Genomic DNA, 16,517 nt, shown 5'->3' with positions numbered 1-16,517 from the left:
TCTCCTTCAGTCTGGGTCTATTTCTTAGGATGAAGTGCAGGGTCTTGCCGAGGTATATTGCTCTGCAATAAAAGCGCTTTGAAGTGTATCACGCTGCGTCTGCCTGCACAGCGCCTCCGTCATCAGACAAGCTGATGGCCCTCATAAAAATTATGTCTTATATAAGACTCGTCTTTACGCTTGATTTGTTTGGTGATAAAAAGAGCGCCATGACGAGCACTAAACTTCGACGCCAGCCGCTCTACGCACAAATTAAGTCGCTCTTGATGCGACGCATCGCCGAAGGCGAGTGGCAGGCCAACGAAGTGCTGCCGAGCGAGTGGGAGCTCGCCGGCGAACTCGCGGTCAGTCAGGGAACGGTGCGCAAAGCACTGACCGAACTGGTCGGCGAGGGACTGCTGTACAGACAACAGGGGCGGGGCACGTTTGTGTCCGATATCGCCAGCGACTGGGGAGACGGTTCGCTGGTCACACCAGGACTTCCGGACGAGCATCCGGATGCCATCGTGTGCGAATTGTTGGGGTGTTCTAGGGTGAACGCCGCCGAGGAAATTGCACAGCGGCTTGCCATTCGCCGCGCTGCGCCGTTGCTGCGGGTCCGCCAGGTATGGCGGCTGCGCGGCCGGACCGTGGCGCTCGACGACGCGCTGCTGCCGGCCGAGCGCTTCGAGGGACTCGACGCGCGCTGGGTGCGCGAGTGCGGTGGCGTCTATGCCGCGCTGCAGCGCCGTTTCGGGGTGCGGCCACGGCTGGAAATGGAACAGCTGCGTGCCATCACGCTGTCGCGTGAAGAGGCGCAGCTGCTGAATACCTCGACCGATGTTCCTGTGCTATCGGTGTTGCGACTCTCCTCGTCGATCGAGGGTGAGCCGATCGAGTGGCGCCAGCGCTACTGCCTGACCGAGCAACTCGCCTATACCGTCTGTCGTGCCTGACCCCCTGTGGTCGGGAGCAGTTTGGCTGTCATGAAGGAAGAATTCCCGCGCTGTGATGACCATCGGGTCGTCGCGGTTGGTTTTGCGGCATGCGTTTAGCGTGCCGCGAGCGGCCTGATACGAAAGGCCTGGGTACTACCAACTTGGTTTAATTCTCCAAGGAAGCCATATGCAAATGCAGAAGCAACGACCGAAGCACCTAGACTTGGCCAAGATCAGGCTGCCCGTGCCGGGCATCGTCTCGATCTTGCACCGGATCAGCGGTGTCGCACTGTTCTTTTCCCTTCCTCTGCTGATCTACCTGTTGCACGGGTCGCTCAGTTCCGCCGAAACCTTCGATGCCTACCGCGCCGTGATCGCGCATCCGCTGATCAAGCTGGTTCTGATCGGTCTGTTGTGGGCCTATCTGCATCACTTCTGTGCCGGGATCCGCTTCCTGTTCCTCGACGTGCACAAGGGTCTCGAACTGCAAACCGCGCGCGCCACGGCGAAGATCGTGCTGGCCGTAAGCCTCGCGCTGACCGTCATTCTGGGGGTTGCTCTATGGTAAATCGCGTCGTTGTCGGGGCGCATTACGGCCTGCGTGACTGGATCGCGCAGCGCGTCACCGCTGTCATCATGGCGATCTACACCGTCGCTCTCGTGTTGTTCCTGTTGGCCATGCCGTCCTCGTACGAGAACTGGCAGTCGTTCTTCCGCCAGCCCTGGGTGCAGGTGCTGACTCAAGTGTCGATTCTGGCCTTCTTGATCCATGCCTGGGTCGGCATCCGCGACCTGTGGATGGACTATGTGAAGCCGGTGGGCATTCGTCTGACCCTGCACGTGTTCACCATCGTCTGGCTGCTGTCCTGTTTCGTCTACTCCGTTAAAGTGGTTTGGGGGCTGTAATGACCGTACCTGTTCGTCGTTTTGATGCTGTCATCGTTGGCGGCGGTGGTGCCGGTCTGCGTGCTGCCCTGCAACTGTCCGAGGCCGGCCTGAACACCGCCGTGCTGTCCAAGGTATTCCCGACCCGTTCGCACACCGTCGCGGCGCAGGGCGGCATTTCCGCCTCGCTCGGCAACGTGCAGGAAGACCGTTGGGACTGGCATATGTACGACACCGTGAAGGGGTCGGACTGGCTGGGTGACCAGGACGCCATCGAATTCATGTGCCGCAAGGCGCCTGAAGCCGTTATCGAGCTTGAGCACTTCGGCATGCCGTTCGACCGTCTGGAAAACGGCAAGATCTACCAGCGTCCGTTCGGCGGCCACATGGCCGACTTCGGCAAGACCCCGGTGCAGCGCGCCTGCGCGGTGGCCGACCGTACCGGTCACGCGATGCTGCACACGCTGTACCAGCGCAATGTGCGCGCCAATACCCAGTTCTTCGTCGAATGGATGGCGCTCGACCTGATCCGCAACGAAGACGGCGATGTGATCGGCGTGACCGCGCTGGAAATGGAAACCGGCGACGTGTTCATCCTGCACGCCAAGGCGGTGCTGTTCGCCACCGGCGGTGCCGGCCGGATCTTCGCCGCGTCGACCAACGCCTTCATCAACACCGGTGATGGCCTGGGCATGGTGGCTCGCGCCGGCCTGCCGCTGGAAGACATGGAATTCTGGCAGTTCCACCCGACCGGCGTGGCCGGTGCCGGCGTGCTGATTACCGAAGGCGTGCGCGGCGAGGGCGGGATTCTGCTCAACTGCAACGGCGAGCGCTTCATGGAGCGTTACGCGCCGACCGCCAAGGACCTGGCGTCGCGCGACGTGGTGTCGCGTGCGATGGCGGTGGAAATCTTCGAAGGCCGCGGCTGCGGCAAGAACAAGGACCACGTGCTCTTGAAGCTGGACCACCTCGGTCCGGACAAGATCAACGACAAGCTGCCGGGCATCCGCGAGATCGCGATCAAGTTCGCCGGCGTCGACCCGATCAAGGACCCGATCCCGGTGGTGCCGACCTGCCACTACATGATGGGCGGCATTCCGACCAACTACAAAGGCGAAGTCATCGCACCGAAGGATGAAGACGTCGAAGCCCGTGTGAACGGCTTCTACGCCGCCGGCGAATGCGCCTGCGCCTCGGTGCACGGTGCGAACCGCCTGGGCACCAACTCGCTGCTCGACCTGGTGGTGTTCGGCAAGTCGGCCGGCGACAGCATGATCGAGTACATCAAGCAGAACCCGGAGCTGAAGCCGCTGCCGGCCAATGCCGCCGACTTCTCGCTGGCGCGCCTGTCCCGTCTGGAAAACCAGGTGGACGGCGAGTCGGTCGACGACGTGCGTCGCGAAATCCAGCAGGTGGTACAGCGCCACGCCGGCGTGTTCCGTACCCAAGACGTGCTGGCCGAAGGCGTGAGCCAGATTCTGGAAGTGGCCAAGAAGGTTGGCCGAACCAGCATCAAGGACAAGAGCAAGGTGTGGAACACCGCGCGCATCGAAGCGCTCGAACTCGACAACCTGATCGAGGTGGCCAAGGCCACGCTGGTGTCGGCCGAGGCGCGCAAGGAGTCGCGCGGCGCGCACGCCCGCGACGACTACCCGGACCGCCACGACGACGAGTGGATGAAGCACACCCTGTTCTACAGCGAAGCCAACCGCCTGACCTACAAGCCGGTACACAACCAGCCGCTGTCCGTCGACTACATCAAGCCGCAGAAGCGCGTGTACTAAGGAGCCGCAGCGATCATGGAAAAAGTCCGCTTTTCGATTTACCGCTACAACCCGGACGTCGATGCCAAGCCGTACATGCAGGACATCGAGCTCGAGATCGAACCGACCGACGTCAAGCTGCTCGACGCGCTGGTCAAGCTGAAGGCCGTGGATGACGGCATCTCGTTCCGCCGCTCCTGCCGCGAAGGCATCTGCGGCTCGGACGCGATGAACATCAACGGCAAGAACGGCCTGGCGTGCATCACCGACATCCGCAGCCTGAAGCAGCCGATCGCGCTGCGTCCGCTGCCGGGCCTGCCGGTGATCCGCGACCTGATCGTCGACATGACCCAGTTCTTCAAGCAGTACCACTCGATCAAGCCGTACGTGGTCAACGACGAGCCGCCGCCGGAGAAGGAGCGCCTGCAGTCGCCGGAAGACCGCAAGGAGCTGGACGGCCTGTACGAGTGCATCCTGTGCGCCTGCTGTTCGACGTCCTGCCCGTCGTTCTGGTGGAACCCGGACAAGTTCGTCGGCCCGGCCGGCTTGCTGGCCGCGTACCGCTTCATCGCTGACAGCCGCGACACGATCACCAGCGAGCGTCTGGACGACCTGGAAGATCCGTACCGCCTGTTCCGTTGCCACACCATCATGAACTGCGTGGATGTCTGCCCGAAGCACCTGAATCCGACCCGCGCGATCGGCAAGATCAAAGAAATCATGGTCAAGCGCGCGGTATGAGCGAGATCGACGCGATCGAAATCAAGCGGATCCGCTGGCGTTCGCGCCGCGGTCTGCTTGAGCTGGATCTGGTGTTGCAGAAATTCCTGGCGCAGGAATTTGATGGACTCTCGCAGCACGAGCTGGCCGTCTACCGGCGGCTGCTCGATCTGCCGGACAACGATTTCCTCGACCTGGTCAACGGCAAGGCCGACATCGACGATGCCGAGCTGATGACGATGATCGAGCGACTTCGGGCACTGTAAGGCTACGTGCACAGGGGCTAACGCCGCACACTCCAATTACAACACCATAAACATACTGAATGGGAGCATTGCTGTGGAAACTAACCGCAAAGTCACACTGACCTATCAAGAAGGTCAGGAGAGCATCGACCTGCCGATCCTCGGGGGCAACCTCGGTCCGGACGTGGTCGACATCCGTTCTTTCTCGAAGACCGGCATGTTCACCTTCGACCCGGGCTTCCTGGCCACCGCCAGCTGCGAGTCGAAGATCACCTATATCGACGGTGACGCCGGGCATCTCTACTACCGCGGCTACCCGATCGAGCAGTTGGCCGAGAAGAGCGACTACCTGGAAACCTGCTACCTGCTGATGTACGGCGAACTGCCGGACGCCGCGCAGCGTAAGGAATTCGAAACCACGATCACGCGCCACACCATGGTGCACGACCAGCTCACCCGCTTCTTCAACGGCTTCCGTCGCGACGCGCACCCGATGTCGATGATGGTCGGCGTGGTCGGCGCGCTGTCGGCGTTCTACCAGGACAGCCTCGACATCGCCAACCCGGAACACCGCAAGGTAGCGATGTACCGCCTGATCTCGAAGATCCCGACGATCGCGGCGATGTGTTTCCGCTACTCGATCGGCGCGCCGTTCATGTATCCGAAGAACAACCTGTCGTACAGCGCGAACTTCCTGCACATGATGTTCGCGACCCCGTGCGAAGACTACGTGCCGAACCCGGTGCTGGTGCGCGCGCTCGACCGCATCCTGATCCTGCACGCCGACCACGAGCAGAATGCCTCGACCTCGACCGTGCGTCTGGCCGGTTCGTCGGGTGCCAACCCGTTCGCGTGTATCGCTGCCGGTATCGCCTGCCTGTGGGGCCCGGCGCACGGTGGCGCCAACGAAGCCGTGCTGAAGATGCTCGATGAGATCGGCGACGAGTCGAACATCGAGGAATTCATCCAGGGCGTGAAGGACAAGCGCTACCGCCTGATGGGCTTCGGTCACCGCGTCTACAAGAACATGGACCCGCGCGCCGCGATCATGCGCGAGACCTGCTACGAAGTGCTCAAAGAGCTGGGCCTGGAAAACGATCCGAAGCTGAAGCTCGCGATGCGCCTCGAGAAGATCGCGCTGGAAGACCCGTACTTCGTCGAGCGCAAGCTGTACCCGAACGTCGACTTCTACTCGGGCATCGTGCTGAAGGCCCTGGGCATCCCGGTGTCGATGTTCACCGTGATCTTCGCGCTCGCCCGTACCGTGGGCTGGATCAGCCACTGGAACGAAATGATTTCCGATCCGCAACAGAAGATCGGCCGTCCGCGCCAGCTGTACACCGGCGAAAAACGCCGCGACTACGTGGCACTGGACAAGCGCTGATCTAGCGCCAGACAGGTTGGCCGAACAGGGTTTCGGCCAACCTTTTTTCGCTTTCGCGTGCACGACAGAAGACGCCAACGAGCGTTCCGCGCCGGCCCAATCCGCTAAGCGCCACTACAAAAAAAACCGTGCCACGCCCAAGACGTTTAGCAACGCAGCAGCCAAGTACAGAAACAAAAGGGTCGAAACGATGATGCAAAACATGGTCAGCCATTCCTACCTGTTCGGTGGGAATGCCCCGTTTATTGAGGAGCTGTACGAACAGTTCCTCACCGATCCGAACGCGGTCCCGGATGAGTGGCGGGACTACTTCGAGAAGCTGGCGCAGTCGCCGGGCGCCGCCGAGCGCGACGTGCCGCACCAGCCGATCCAGGAATCGTTCGTCCAGCTGGTCAAGAAGCCGATCAACGGCCAGCGCGTCAGCACCGCGACCGACTGGGAGTCGATGCAGAAGCAGGTCGGCGTGCTCAAGCTGATCTCGGCCTGGCGCGTGCTGGGTTCCCGTCAGGCCAACCTCGATCCGCTCAAGCGGATGGACCAGGAAACGCTGGCCGAACTCGACCCGGCGGTGCACGGCCTGACCGACGCCGACATGGCGGTGCAGTTCAACGCCGGCTCCTTGGTCGGTCCGCAGAAACTGCCGCTGTCGGAAATCATCGCCCGGCTGAAGCAGACCTACGGCGGTAATGTCGGCCTCGAGTACATGCACATCACCAACTCGACCGAAAAACACTGGGTGCAGCAGCGTTTCGAAGGAGACCTGTCCACCCCGCGTTACGACACCGCCATCAAGCGCCGCATCCTGCAGCAGATCACCGCCGCCGAGACGCTGGAACGCTACCTGCACACCAAGTACGTCGGCCAGAAGCGCTTCTCGCTGGAAGGCGGCGAGAGCGCGATCGCCGCGCTCGACACGCTGATCCAGAACGCCAGCGGCCAGGGCGTGCAGGAACTGATCATCGGCATGGCGCACCGCGGTCGCCTGAACGTGCTGGTGAACACGCTGGGCAAGCTGCCGCGCGACCTGTTTGCCGAGTTCGAAGGCAAGCCGACCGTCGAGCTGCCGTCCGGCGACGTGAAGTACCACATGGGCTTCTCATCCGACATCCCGACCCCGACCGGCCCGATGCACGTGTCGCTGGCGTTCAACCCGTCGCACCTCGAGATCGTCAACCCGGTGGTGGAAGGCTCGGTGCGCGCCCGCCAGCAGCGCCGCGGCGATACCGAACGCAAGACCGTGGTGCCGCTGCTGATCCACGGTGACTCGGCGTTCTCGGGGCTGGGCGTCAACCAGGGCACCTTCAACCTGTCGCAGACCCGCGGCTACGGTACCGGCGGCACCATCCACCTGGTGATCAACAACCAGGTCGGCTTCACCACCTCGGACAACCGCGACATGCGCTCGACGTCGTACTGTACCGATGTGGCGAAGATGATCGAGGCGCCGATCTTCCACGTCAACGGCGACGATCCGGAAGCGGTCTGCTACGTGATGCAGGCGGCGCTCGATTACCGCATGACCTTCAAGAAGGACGTGGTCATCGATCTGGTCTGCTACCGCAAACTCGGCCACAACGAGGGCGATGATCCGTTCCTCACCCAGCCGATGATGTACAAGAAGATCGCCAAGCACGCCGGCGTGCGCGCGATGTACGCCGAGCGCGTGGTCGCCGAGAACATCCTGACCGCCGAAGAGGCCGACGGGTTGATTCGCGCCTACCGCGACGCGCTCGACAAGGGCGAGCACGTCGAGCAGACCGTGCTGACCAACTACCGCCGCGAGCACGCGCTCGACTGGTCGTCGTTCCTCGGCACCCACTGGGCGCACCCGATCGATACCAGCTTGCCGCTGGCCGACCTGCAGCGCCTGACCGAGAAGTTCACCTCGCTGCCGGAAGGCTTCAAGCTGCACCCGACCGTGCAGAAGGTGCTGAATGCGCGCCAGGCGATGGCCGCCGGCGAGCAGAACGTCGACTGGGGCATGGCCGAGACGCTGGCCTACGCCAGCCTGGTGACCAACGGCTACGGCGTGCGCCTCTCCGGCGAAGACTCCGGCCGCGGCACCTTCAGCCACCGCCACGCCGTGCTGCACGACCAGAACCGCGAGCGCTGGGACCAGGGCGCCTACGTGCCGCTGCGCAATATGGCCGACAACCAGGCCGACTTCCTGGTGATCGACTCGATCCTGAACGAAGAAGCGGTGCTCGCCTATGAGTACGGCTACGCCTGCTCGGCGCCAGACCAACTGGTGATCTGGGAAGCGCAGTTCGGCGACTTCGCCAACGGCGCGCAGGTCGCGATCGACCAGTTCATCACCTCGGGCGAAACCAAGTGGGGCCGCCTGAACGGCCTGACCGTGATGCTGCCGCACGGCTACGACGGCCAGGGTCCGGAACACTCGTCCGCCCGCCTGGAGCGCTGGCTGCAGTCGTGCGCCGAGCACAACGTGCAGATCGTGATGCCGTCGCAGGCGTCGCAGATGTTCCACGTGCTGCGCCGCCAGATCGTGCGCCCGTACCGCAAGCCGCTGATCGTGCTCATGTCCAAGCGCCTGTTGCGCTACAAGGACTCGATGAGCCCGATCGAAGAGTTCACCAACGGCGGCTTCCGCCCGGTGATCGGCGACGCCACCGTCACCGATCCGAAGAAGGTCCGTCGCGTGGTGCTGTGTGCCGGCCAGGTCTACTACGACCTCGCCAACGCCCGCAAGGAGCGTGGCGTGGAGGACGAGATCGCCATCGTGCGCATCGAGCAGCTCTACCCGTTCCCGACCGAGCAGGTCGCGGCGGAACTGGCCCGCTACAGCAACCTCAAGGAAGTGATGTGGGTCCAGGAGGAGCCGAAGAACCAGGGCGCCTGGTACCAGATCCGTCACCGCCTGGAGGGCCTGTTGTCGGCCAAGCAGACGCTGTCGTTCGCCGGCCGCCCGTCGTCCGCATCGCCGGCCGTCGGCTACATGAGCAAACACGTCGCCCAGCTCAAGGCCTTCCTCGAAGAAGCCATGACCTTTACCAAATAAGCCCATCACGACCCAACAAGAGAGGAGGGCGGTGCAAGCCGCCCAACCCACGGAGAAGAATATGCTGATCGAAGTCAAAGTACCGCAACTGCCGGAATCGGTATCCGAAGCCACCCTGATGAGCTGGAACAAGAAGGAAGGCGAGTTCGTTAACCGCGACGAAAACCTGATCGACCTGGAAACCGATAAGGTGGTGCTGGAACTGCCGGCACCGCAGGCCGGTGTGATCGTCAAGATCGTCGAAGCCGACGGCACCACCGTGACCTCGGGCCAACTGATCGCCCAGATCGACACCGCCGCCAAGGCCGGTGACGGCGCCCCGCTCCCGACCGACGCGGGCGTGAAGGCCGCGGCGGCGGAGGCCGGTGTGCCGGCCAACGCCATCGGCTTCGGCACCGCGGTTGCTGCGCGCGCCGAGGGCGAGACGCTGGCCATGCCGGCCGCCGCCAAGCTGGCCGCCGAAACCGGCGTGAACCTGGCCACCGTGGCAGGTTCCGGCCGCGACGGTCGCGTGCTGAAGGAAGACGTGCAGGTGGCCGCCGCCAAGCCGGCCGCCGCGCCGGCGCAGGCCGGCCCGGTGAGCACCGCGGCGGCTCTGTCGTCGACCCCGCCCGCCGTCAACGTCGGCCTGATCCGGGGCGACCGTCCGGAACAGCGCGTGCCGATGTCGCGTCTGCGCCAGCGCGTCGCCGAGCGCCTGCTGCAGTCGCAGCAGGAAAACGCCATCCTCACCACCTTCAACGAAGTGAACATGAAGCCGGTGATGGACCTGCGCGCCAAGTACAAGGACAAGTTCGAGAAGGAGCACGGCGTGAAGCTGGGCTTCATGTCGTTCTTCGTTAAAGCCGCCGTCGCCGCGCTGAAGAAATTCCCGGTGGTGAACGCCTCGGTCGATGGCAGCGACATTGTCTACCACGGCTTCTTCGACATCGGCATCGCGGTGGGCAGCCCGCGCGGCCTGGTGGTACCGATCCTGCGCAACGCCGACCAGATGTCGATCGCCGAGATCGAAAAGCAGATCGGCGAATTCGCGGTGAAGGCCCGCGACGGCAAGCTGGCGCTGGAAGACCTGACCGGCGGCACCTTCTCGATCACCAACGGCGGCACCTTCGGCTCGATGCTGTCGACCCCGATCATCAACCCGCCGCAGTCGGCGATTCTCGGCATGCACGCCACCAAGGACCGTGCCGTGGTCGAAAACGGCCAGGTGGTGGTGCGCCCGATGATGTACCTGGCGCTGTCGTACGACCACCGCATCATCGACGGCCGCGAGGCCGTGCTGATGCTGGTCGCCATCAAGGACCTGCTGGAAGACCCGGCGCGCCTGATCCTCGACCTGTAATGACGTGCCGGGGGCGATCCCCCCGGCTCTTTTCACTGAACCGGAGACCCGATGATTCCCGACACCCTCTACGCCCCGCTGTTCGTTCTGGCCGGGGTGGTGCTGGTCGCCTTTACCGCGATGAAAGCCGCCAAGGGCAAGAAGGACAGCACCTACGTAGTGTGTTGGGCAGGCTCATCTTCGCCGTGTTCATGATCGCTTTCGGCGTGCTGCTCTACAAAATGGGCGGCCTGCCAAAATAGGGGAATTTCATGAGTCAACAGTTTGACGTCGTCGTGATCGGCGGCGGCCCCGGCGGCTACGTTGCCGCCATCCGCGCTGCGCAACTGGGCTTCAACACCGCCTGCATCGACGCCTACAAGAACCCGGAAGGCCAGGCCAGCCTCGGCGGCACCTGCCTGAACGTCGGTTGCATCCCGTCCAAGGCTCTCTTGCAGTCGTCGGAGAACTTCCATGCGGTGCAGCACGACTTCGCCAAGCACGGCATCAGTGTCGACGGCGCGCAGATCGACGTCGCCACCATGCTCAAGCGCAAGACCGAGATCATCAACAAGAACGCCAACGGCATCGGCTTTCTGTTCAAGAAGAACAAGGTCGCCAACATCCACGGCCTGGGCGCGCTGAAGGGCCGCCAGGGCGAGAAGTGGGTGATCGAGGTCACCGACAACGGTGCGGTGGTCGACACGCTGGAAGCGACCCACGTGATCATCGCCACCGGCTCGAGCCCGCGTCCGCTGCCGGGCGTGACCATCGACAACGTCAAGGTGCTCGACAACGAGGGCGCGCTGGCGATCACCGACGTGCCGAAGCGCCTGGGCGTGATCGGCGCCGGCGTGATCGGCCTCGAGATGGGCTCGGTGTGGAAGCGTCTGGGCAGTGATGTGACCATCCTAGAGGCGCTGCCGACCTTCCTCGCCGCCGCCGACCAGCAGATCGCCAAGGAAGCGTTCAAGACGCTGACCAAGGATACCGGTCTCGACATCCAGATGGGCGTGAAGATCGGCACCATCACGGTTGGCGACGAGATCGTCGTGGCCTATGAGAAGGATGGCGCGAACCAAACGCTGACCGTCGACAAGCTGATCGTATCGATCGGCCGCGTGCCGAACACCGTGGGCCTCGGCGCCGAAGCGGTCGGCCTGCAGCTGGACGAGCGCGGTTTCGTGGTGGTCGATGACCACTGCCACGCCAACCTGCCGAACGTCTGGGCGATCGGCGACGTGGTACGCGGCCCGATGCTGGCGCACAAGGCGTCGGAAGAGGGCGTGGCGGTGGCTGAGCGTATCGCCGGCCAGAAGCCGCACGTCGACTTCAACACCGTGCCGTGGGTAATCTACACCAGTCCGGAAATCGCCTGGGTCGGCAAGACCGAAGAGCAGCTCAAGGCCGAAGGCGTCGAGTACAAGAAGGGCACCTCGAGCTTCGTTGCCAACGGCCGCGCGCTGGGCCTGGGCCACGCGCAGGGCACCGTGAAGGTGCTCGCCGACGCCAAGACCGATCGAATCCTCGGCCTGCACATGATCGGCCCGATGGTGTCCGAGCTGGTGACCGAAGGCGTGGTGGCGATGGAGTTCAAGGCGTCGAGCGAAGACATCGGCCGCATTGTCCACGCCCACCCGTCCTTGGCCGAAGTGGTGCACGAGGCGGCGCTGGCGGCCGACAAGCGCGCGCTGCACGGCTGATAGCCAAGATATCCTCGTCGCGCGCCATGCCGGTCGAACCTCGGCGCAGACGGGGAAACGGGCAGGCAGGCAGATCGGCCTGCCTGTTCGACAGAGTCGGCCCTAACGGGCCGTGACGGAATAGAAATGTTGGCCGAAAGGTGGCTTTAAAAACCGTTGCGAGCATTCCGCAGGCGAGGCGATTGGCGCGCAGAAACCGGAGTGGACTCGATGTCCATGAGGATTTCTGATCGCTGGGCGTATCACAGATACGCACGCCGACCGTCCAACGAAGCATCCGGAATGTGCAGCAGGTTTTTAACGACTCCTGAAACGCCGACCATCGTTTCCACCGAGAGGAACCAATAGATGAACCTGCACGAATACCAAGCAAAAGAGCTTCTGGCCAAGTACGGCCTGCCGGTGCAACAGGGCGTTCTCGCCACCACCCCGGAAGAAGCCGCTGCTGCGTACGACAAACTGGGCGGCAAGTTTGCCGTCGTCAAGGCCCAGGTGCACGCCGGTGGCCGTGGCAAGGCCGGTGGTGTGAAAGTGGTGAAGAGCCGCGAAGAAGCCGCCGAGCTCGCCAAGTCCCTGATCGGCACCAATCTGGTGACCTACCAGACCGACGCCAACGGCCAGCCGGTGGGCAGCGTGCTGGTGTGTGAGGACATGTACCCGGTAGAGCGCGAGCTGTACCTGGGCGCCGTGGTCGACCGCAGCTCCCGCCGCGTGACCTTCATGGCGTCGACCGAAGGCGGCGTGGAAATCGAACAGGTTGCCCACGACACCCCGGAAAAGATCCTGAAAGTGACCGTCGATCCGCTGGTCGGCATGCAGCCGTGCCAAGCGCGTGAAGTGGCGTTTGCGTTGGGCCTGAAGGGCGAGCAGATCAAGCAGTTCACCCAGCTGATGCTCGGCGCCTACGACGCCTTCGTCGAGAACGACTTCGCGCTGTTCGAAATCAACCCGCTCGCGGTGCGTGAGAACGGCCAGCTCGCCTGCGTCGACGCCAAGATCGGCCTCGACTCCAACGCGCTGTTCCGCCACGCCGACCTGGCCGCCCAGCGCGACAAGTCGCAGGAGAACGAGCGCGAACTGAAGGCGTCCGAGCACGAACTGAACTACGTGGCGCTGGAAGGCAATATCGGCTGCATGGTGAACGGCGCCGGCCTGGCGATGGCCACGATGGACATCATCAAGCTGTACGGCGGCCAGCCGGCCAACTTCCTGGACGTGGGCGGTGGCGCGACCAAAGAGCGCGTGATCGAAGCGTTCAAGCTGATCCTGGCCGACCCGTCGGTGCAGGGCGTGCTGATCAACATCTTCGGCGGCATCGTGCGTTGCGACATGATCGCCGAAGCGATCATCGCTGCGGTGAAGGAAGTGAACGTGACCGTGCCGGTGGTAGTGCGTCTGGAAGGTAACAACGCCGAACTGGGTGCCAAGCTGCTGAACGAATCGGGCCTGAAACTGACCTCGGCCGACGGCCTGGCCGACGCGGCGCAGAAGATCGTTGCCGCTGTTAAAGCCTAATCATCAGCACAGATAGGAGTCTTAAGAATGAGCGTATTGGTAAATAAAGACACCAAGGTGCTGGTGCAGGGTTTCACCGGCAAGAACGGTACTTTCCACTCGGAACAGGCTCTCGCCTACGGCACCAAGGTGGTCGGCGGCGTGACCCCGGGCAAGGGCGGCACTCAGCACCTGGGCCTGCCGGTGTTCAACACCATGAAGCAAGCCGTGCGTGAAACCGGCGCCGACGCGTCGGTGATCTACGTGCCGGCTCCGTTCGTGCTCGACTCGATCGTCGAGGCGGTGGATTCGGGCGTGGGCCTGATCGTGGTGATTACCGAAGGCGTGCCGACCATCGACATGCTGAAGGCGAAGCGCTACATCGAGACCACCGGCGGCGTGCGCCTGATCGGCCCGAACTGCCCGGGCATCATCACCCCGGGTGAATGCAAGATCGGCATCATGCCGGGTCACATCCACCGTCCGGGCAAGATCGGCATCGTGTCGCGCTCCGGCACCCTGACCTACGAAGCGGTGGCGCAAACCACCAAGCTCGGCCTGGGCCAGTCGACCTGCATCGGCATCGGCGGCGACCCGATCCCGGGCACCAGCCACATCGACGCGCTGGAACTGTTCCAGAACGACCCGCAGACCGAGGCGATCATCATGATCGGCGAGATCGGCGGTTCCGCCGAGGAAGAGGCGGCCGAGTACGCTCGCGCGCACGTGACCAAGCCGATCGTCGGCTACATCGCCGGCGTGACCGCGCCGAAGGGCAAGCGCATGGGCCATGCCGGTGCGATCATCTCCGGCGGCAAGGGCACGGCCGAAGAGAAGTTTGCCGCGTTCGAAAAAGCCGGCATCGCCTACACCCGCAGCCCGGCCGAGCTGGGTTCGACCATGGTCGAACTGCTCAAGTCCAAGGGCATGCTGTAAGGCTCATTTCGGCCGACCTTAGGGTCGGCCGGCAGCAAGAGAACGCCACCTTCGGGTGGCGTTTTTATTTGTCGTGAAGCCAGTTTGGGCTTGGCGGCGGGACGAGTGTGGCGGCTTTGCAAAAAGTTCCGGATACAGTCGAATTTATCTGTTCGTTTGTCATCAGTTATTTAGAAAGTGCCAAGCAGTCTGTGATAATTGGCTTTCAAATCCACCACCTAAAAAAAGCCGATTCGTCATGCGATCCATACGAAGCAAACTCACCCTGCTGACGGCGCTGGCCATGCTGGCCGCCACGGTCAGCATCACCCTGATTGCCTGCATCAACCTGCGCCAGAACGCCTACCAAGAAGCCAACCGCGAGATCGAACAGGTGTCGTCGGGCGAGTCCCGCTTCATCGCCAACTGGCTCGGCAGCCGCAAGCTGGCGGTCAACGCCGCGCTGCGCCACGCCGGCGATCCGCAGGCCAGTTCCTACCTGCAGCAACTGGCCGAGGCCGGCGGCTTCAGCATCACCTATATCGGCGACGGCAGCGACCAGTCGATGGTCTATTCGGTGCCGGGCATGACCAAGCCGAACGCCGAATACAACCCGGCGGCGCGGCCCTGGTACATCCAGGCCAAGGGCCGTGAGGAGGCGGTGGTCACCGAGCCGTACCCGGACGCGCAGGAGAGCCACAAGGGCCAGCTGGTGGTGACGATCGCGCGCAAGATCCCGGGCGCCGAGAAGGTCGCCGGCGGCGACATCTACATCGACGCGCTGGAGAAGTCGGTGCTGAGCGTCAAGCTGGCCGGCCAGGGCCATGCGTTCCTGCTGACCCGCGACGGCAAGGTGATCGCGCACCCGAAGCAAGGCACCGGCCTGAAGCCGATCAACGAGCTGATCCCGGCGCTCGACCCGGCCGGGGTGAAGAGCCTGGCCGACAGCGGCGAGGTGAAGACCGTCGCTTACGACGGCAACGACTTCCTGGTGCGGATGACGCCGATCGAGGGCTCGGACTGGTTGCTCGGCGTGGCGGTCGACAAGGCCGAGCTCGACGCTCCGCTGAACCGGCTGATCCTGATCATCGTCGTGGCCGCGGCCGTGGTGCTGGCGGCGGTGCTGGCCGCGAGCAGCGCCTACCTGGGCCGTCTGCTCGGTGGCCTGCTGCGGGTGCGTGACGCGATGCGCGAGATCTCGCAGGGCGAGGGCGACCTGACCCGGCGCATCGAGGTGTCCGGCAACGACGAGGTGGCCGAGACCGCCGAGGCGTTCAACAATTTCGTGCAGCGCCTGAACGGCATGTTCCGCGAGCTGCGCGAGGAGGCGGTACGGCTCGCCGACGGCGTGATCGAGGTGAGCGGATCGGTGCAGAAAGTGGCGCACGATTCGCACCGGCTGGCCGACATCTCCAGCTCGAACGCCGCGGCGATCGAGGAGGTGACGGTGAGCATCTCGCACATCGCCGACACCGCGCAGGAAACCGACCAGCTGATCAAGGAAACCGGTCAGGCCTCGCAGGCCAGCGCCGGCGACATGCAGCGGATCAGCGAGGAGATGTCGCGCACCAGCCAGACAGTCGGCAACCTGGCGTCGCTGCTGCAGTCGCTGGAGCGCCGCTCGCAGGACATCACCAAGATCACCAACGTGATCCGCGATATCGCCGACCAGACCAACCTGCTGGCGCTGAACGCGGCGATCGAGGCGGCGCGCGCCGGCGAGCAGGGCCGCGGCTTCGCGGTGGTGGCCGACGAGGTGCGCAAGTTGGCCGAACGCACCGGCCAGGCGACGGTGGAGATCAGCGGCACCGTAGAGAGCATCCTCGCCGAGACCGGCCGCGCGGTCAGCAATATGCAGGGCACGGTCGGCGCGGTCGATACCAGCGCCAGCCTGACCGAATCGGCGCGCGAGCGGATGGCGCTGATCGGCAGCACGATGCAGCAGGTGATCGACAAGATCAGCGCGATCGCGCTGTCGACCGGCGAGCAGCATGACGCCACCACCGCGATGGCGCAGAGCACCGAGTCGATCAACGGCCAGATCGTCGATTCGGACGCGGCGCTGCAAACGGCGATGCAGACGCTCGAGGTGCTCAACGCCACCGCCAAGAGCATGCAGACCGCGTTCAGCCGCTTCAAGCTGTAAGCGGT

Annotated in this window: 14 protein-coding genes; all 14 read left to right on the top strand. The window is 63.7% G+C overall.

Annotation, left to right across the window (positions count from 1 at the left end; translation table 11 throughout):
- Positions 1–209 precede the first annotated feature (209 nt).
- The 14 genes from ACZ2IA_RS16655 to ACZ2IA_RS16590 all read left to right on the top strand — a co-directional run bounded on the left by ACZ2IA_RS16655 (position 210) and on the right by ACZ2IA_RS16590 (position 16,512).
- A complete protein-coding gene (locus tag ACZ2IA_RS16655; protein ID WP_470293715.1) occupies positions 210–935 on the top strand; it encodes a GntR family transcriptional regulator in 726 nt (241 codons plus the stop codon).
- 175 nt (positions 936–1,110) lie between these two features.
- The gene (sdhC, locus tag ACZ2IA_RS16650) at positions 1,111–1,485 is read left to right on the top strand and encodes a succinate dehydrogenase, cytochrome b556 subunit (protein WP_470293749.1); all 375 of its coding nucleotides are present in this window, start codon (positions 1,111–1,113) and stop codon (positions 1,483–1,485) included.
- Positions 1,479–1,823, top strand: coding sequence for a succinate dehydrogenase, hydrophobic membrane anchor protein (sdhD, locus tag ACZ2IA_RS16645; RefSeq protein ID WP_470293714.1), 345 nt, complete (start codon positions 1,479–1,481; stop codon positions 1,821–1,823). The genes sdhC and sdhD overlap by 7 nt, the downstream gene beginning before the upstream one ends.
- The gene (sdhA, locus tag ACZ2IA_RS16640) at positions 1,823–3,586 is read left to right on the top strand and encodes a succinate dehydrogenase flavoprotein subunit (RefSeq protein WP_470293713.1); all 1,764 of its coding nucleotides are present in this window, start codon (positions 1,823–1,825) and stop codon (positions 3,584–3,586) included. Before sdhD ends, sdhA begins: the two co-directional genes overlap by 1 nt.
- A gap of 15 nt (positions 3,587–3,601) precedes the next feature.
- Positions 3,602–4,306 (top strand): succinate dehydrogenase iron-sulfur subunit, encoded by a 705-nt coding sequence (locus ACZ2IA_RS16635; protein WP_470293712.1) that lies wholly within the window; start codon positions 3,602–3,604, stop codon positions 4,304–4,306.
- On the top strand, positions 4,303–4,551 hold the full coding sequence (locus tag ACZ2IA_RS16630; RefSeq protein ID WP_470293711.1) for an FAD assembly factor SdhE: 249 nt from the start codon (positions 4,303–4,305) through the stop codon (positions 4,549–4,551). The genes ACZ2IA_RS16635 and ACZ2IA_RS16630 overlap by 4 nt, the downstream gene beginning before the upstream one ends.
- Before the next feature lie 73 nt (positions 4,552–4,624).
- The gene (gene gltA / locus ACZ2IA_RS16625) at positions 4,625–5,914 is read left to right on the top strand and encodes a citrate synthase (RefSeq protein WP_470293710.1); all 1,290 of its coding nucleotides are present in this window, start codon (positions 4,625–4,627) and stop codon (positions 5,912–5,914) included.
- A gap of 190 nt (positions 5,915–6,104) precedes the next feature.
- Positions 6,105–8,933, top strand: coding sequence for a 2-oxoglutarate dehydrogenase E1 component (locus tag ACZ2IA_RS16620; protein ID WP_470293709.1), 2,829 nt, complete (start codon positions 6,105–6,107; stop codon positions 8,931–8,933).
- 61 nt (positions 8,934–8,994) lie between these two features.
- The gene (odhB, locus tag ACZ2IA_RS16615; RefSeq protein WP_470293708.1) at positions 8,995–10,275 is read left to right on the top strand and encodes a 2-oxoglutarate dehydrogenase complex dihydrolipoyllysine-residue succinyltransferase; all 1,281 of its coding nucleotides are present in this window, start codon (positions 8,995–8,997) and stop codon (positions 10,273–10,275) included.
- A 51-nt stretch (positions 10,276–10,326) separates the two neighbouring features.
- Positions 10,327–10,470, top strand: coding sequence for a hypothetical protein (locus ACZ2IA_RS16610; RefSeq protein WP_470293707.1), 144 nt, complete (start codon positions 10,327–10,329; stop codon positions 10,468–10,470).
- 56 nt (positions 10,471–10,526) lie between these two features.
- Positions 10,527–11,957, top strand: a complete 1,431-nt coding sequence (gene lpdA / locus ACZ2IA_RS16605; protein ID WP_470293706.1) for a dihydrolipoyl dehydrogenase — start codon at positions 10,527–10,529, stop codon at positions 11,955–11,957.
- Positions 11,958–12,305: 348 nt separating this feature from the next.
- The gene (sucC, locus tag ACZ2IA_RS16600) at positions 12,306–13,472 is read left to right on the top strand and encodes an ADP-forming succinate--CoA ligase subunit beta (RefSeq protein ID WP_470293705.1); all 1,167 of its coding nucleotides are present in this window, start codon (positions 12,306–12,308) and stop codon (positions 13,470–13,472) included.
- Positions 13,473–13,499: 27 nt separating this feature from the next.
- Positions 13,500–14,387 carry a succinate--CoA ligase subunit alpha gene (gene sucD, locus ACZ2IA_RS16595; protein ID WP_470293704.1) on the top strand — a complete coding sequence of 296 codons (888 nt, stop codon included), beginning with the start codon at positions 13,500–13,502 and terminating at the stop codon, positions 14,385–14,387.
- A 238-nt stretch (positions 14,388–14,625) separates the two neighbouring features.
- A complete protein-coding gene (locus ACZ2IA_RS16590; protein WP_470293703.1) occupies positions 14,626–16,512 on the top strand; it encodes a methyl-accepting chemotaxis protein in 1,887 nt (628 codons plus the stop codon).
- The last annotated feature ends 5 nt before the right edge of the window (positions 16,513–16,517 follow it).

The organism is Crenobacter sp. CS_VA4, from assembly GCF_055597485.1.
This window is presented reverse-complemented; position numbering and strand designations above follow the sequence as displayed.

Excerpts from the sequence above, each read along its gene's own strand:
- ACZ2IA_RS16655 (WP_470293715.1), top strand. The coding sequence starts at position 210 with ATGACGAGCACTAAACTTCGACGCCAGCCGCTCTACGCACAAATTAAG.
- sdhC (WP_470293749.1), top strand. The coding sequence starts at position 1,111 with ATGCAGAAGCAACGACCGAAGCACCTAGACTTGGCCAAGATCAGGCTG.
- sdhD (WP_470293714.1), top strand. The coding sequence starts at position 1,479 with ATGGTAAATCGCGTCGTTGTCGGGGCGCATTACGGCCTGCGTGACTGG.
- sdhA (WP_470293713.1), top strand. The coding sequence starts at position 1,823 with ATGACCGTACCTGTTCGTCGTTTTGATGCTGTCATCGTTGGCGGCGGT.
- ACZ2IA_RS16635 (WP_470293712.1), top strand. The coding sequence starts at position 3,602 with ATGGAAAAAGTCCGCTTTTCGATTTACCGCTACAACCCGGACGTCGAT.
- ACZ2IA_RS16630 (WP_470293711.1), top strand. The coding sequence starts at position 4,303 with ATGAGCGAGATCGACGCGATCGAAATCAAGCGGATCCGCTGGCGTTCG.
- ACZ2IA_RS16620 (WP_470293709.1), top strand. The coding sequence starts at position 6,105 with ATGATGCAAAACATGGTCAGCCATTCCTACCTGTTCGGTGGGAATGCC.
- odhB (WP_470293708.1), top strand. The coding sequence starts at position 8,995 with ATGCTGATCGAAGTCAAAGTACCGCAACTGCCGGAATCGGTATCCGAA.
- ACZ2IA_RS16610 (WP_470293707.1), top strand. The coding sequence starts at position 10,327 with ATGATTCCCGACACCCTCTACGCCCCGCTGTTCGTTCTGGCCGGGGTG.
- lpdA (WP_470293706.1), top strand. The coding sequence starts at position 10,527 with ATGAGTCAACAGTTTGACGTCGTCGTGATCGGCGGCGGCCCCGGCGGC.
- sucC (WP_470293705.1), top strand. The coding sequence starts at position 12,306 with ATGAACCTGCACGAATACCAAGCAAAAGAGCTTCTGGCCAAGTACGGC.
- sucD (WP_470293704.1), top strand. The coding sequence starts at position 13,500 with ATGAGCGTATTGGTAAATAAAGACACCAAGGTGCTGGTGCAGGGTTTC.
- ACZ2IA_RS16590 (WP_470293703.1), top strand. The coding sequence starts at position 14,626 with ATGCGATCCATACGAAGCAAACTCACCCTGCTGACGGCGCTGGCCATG.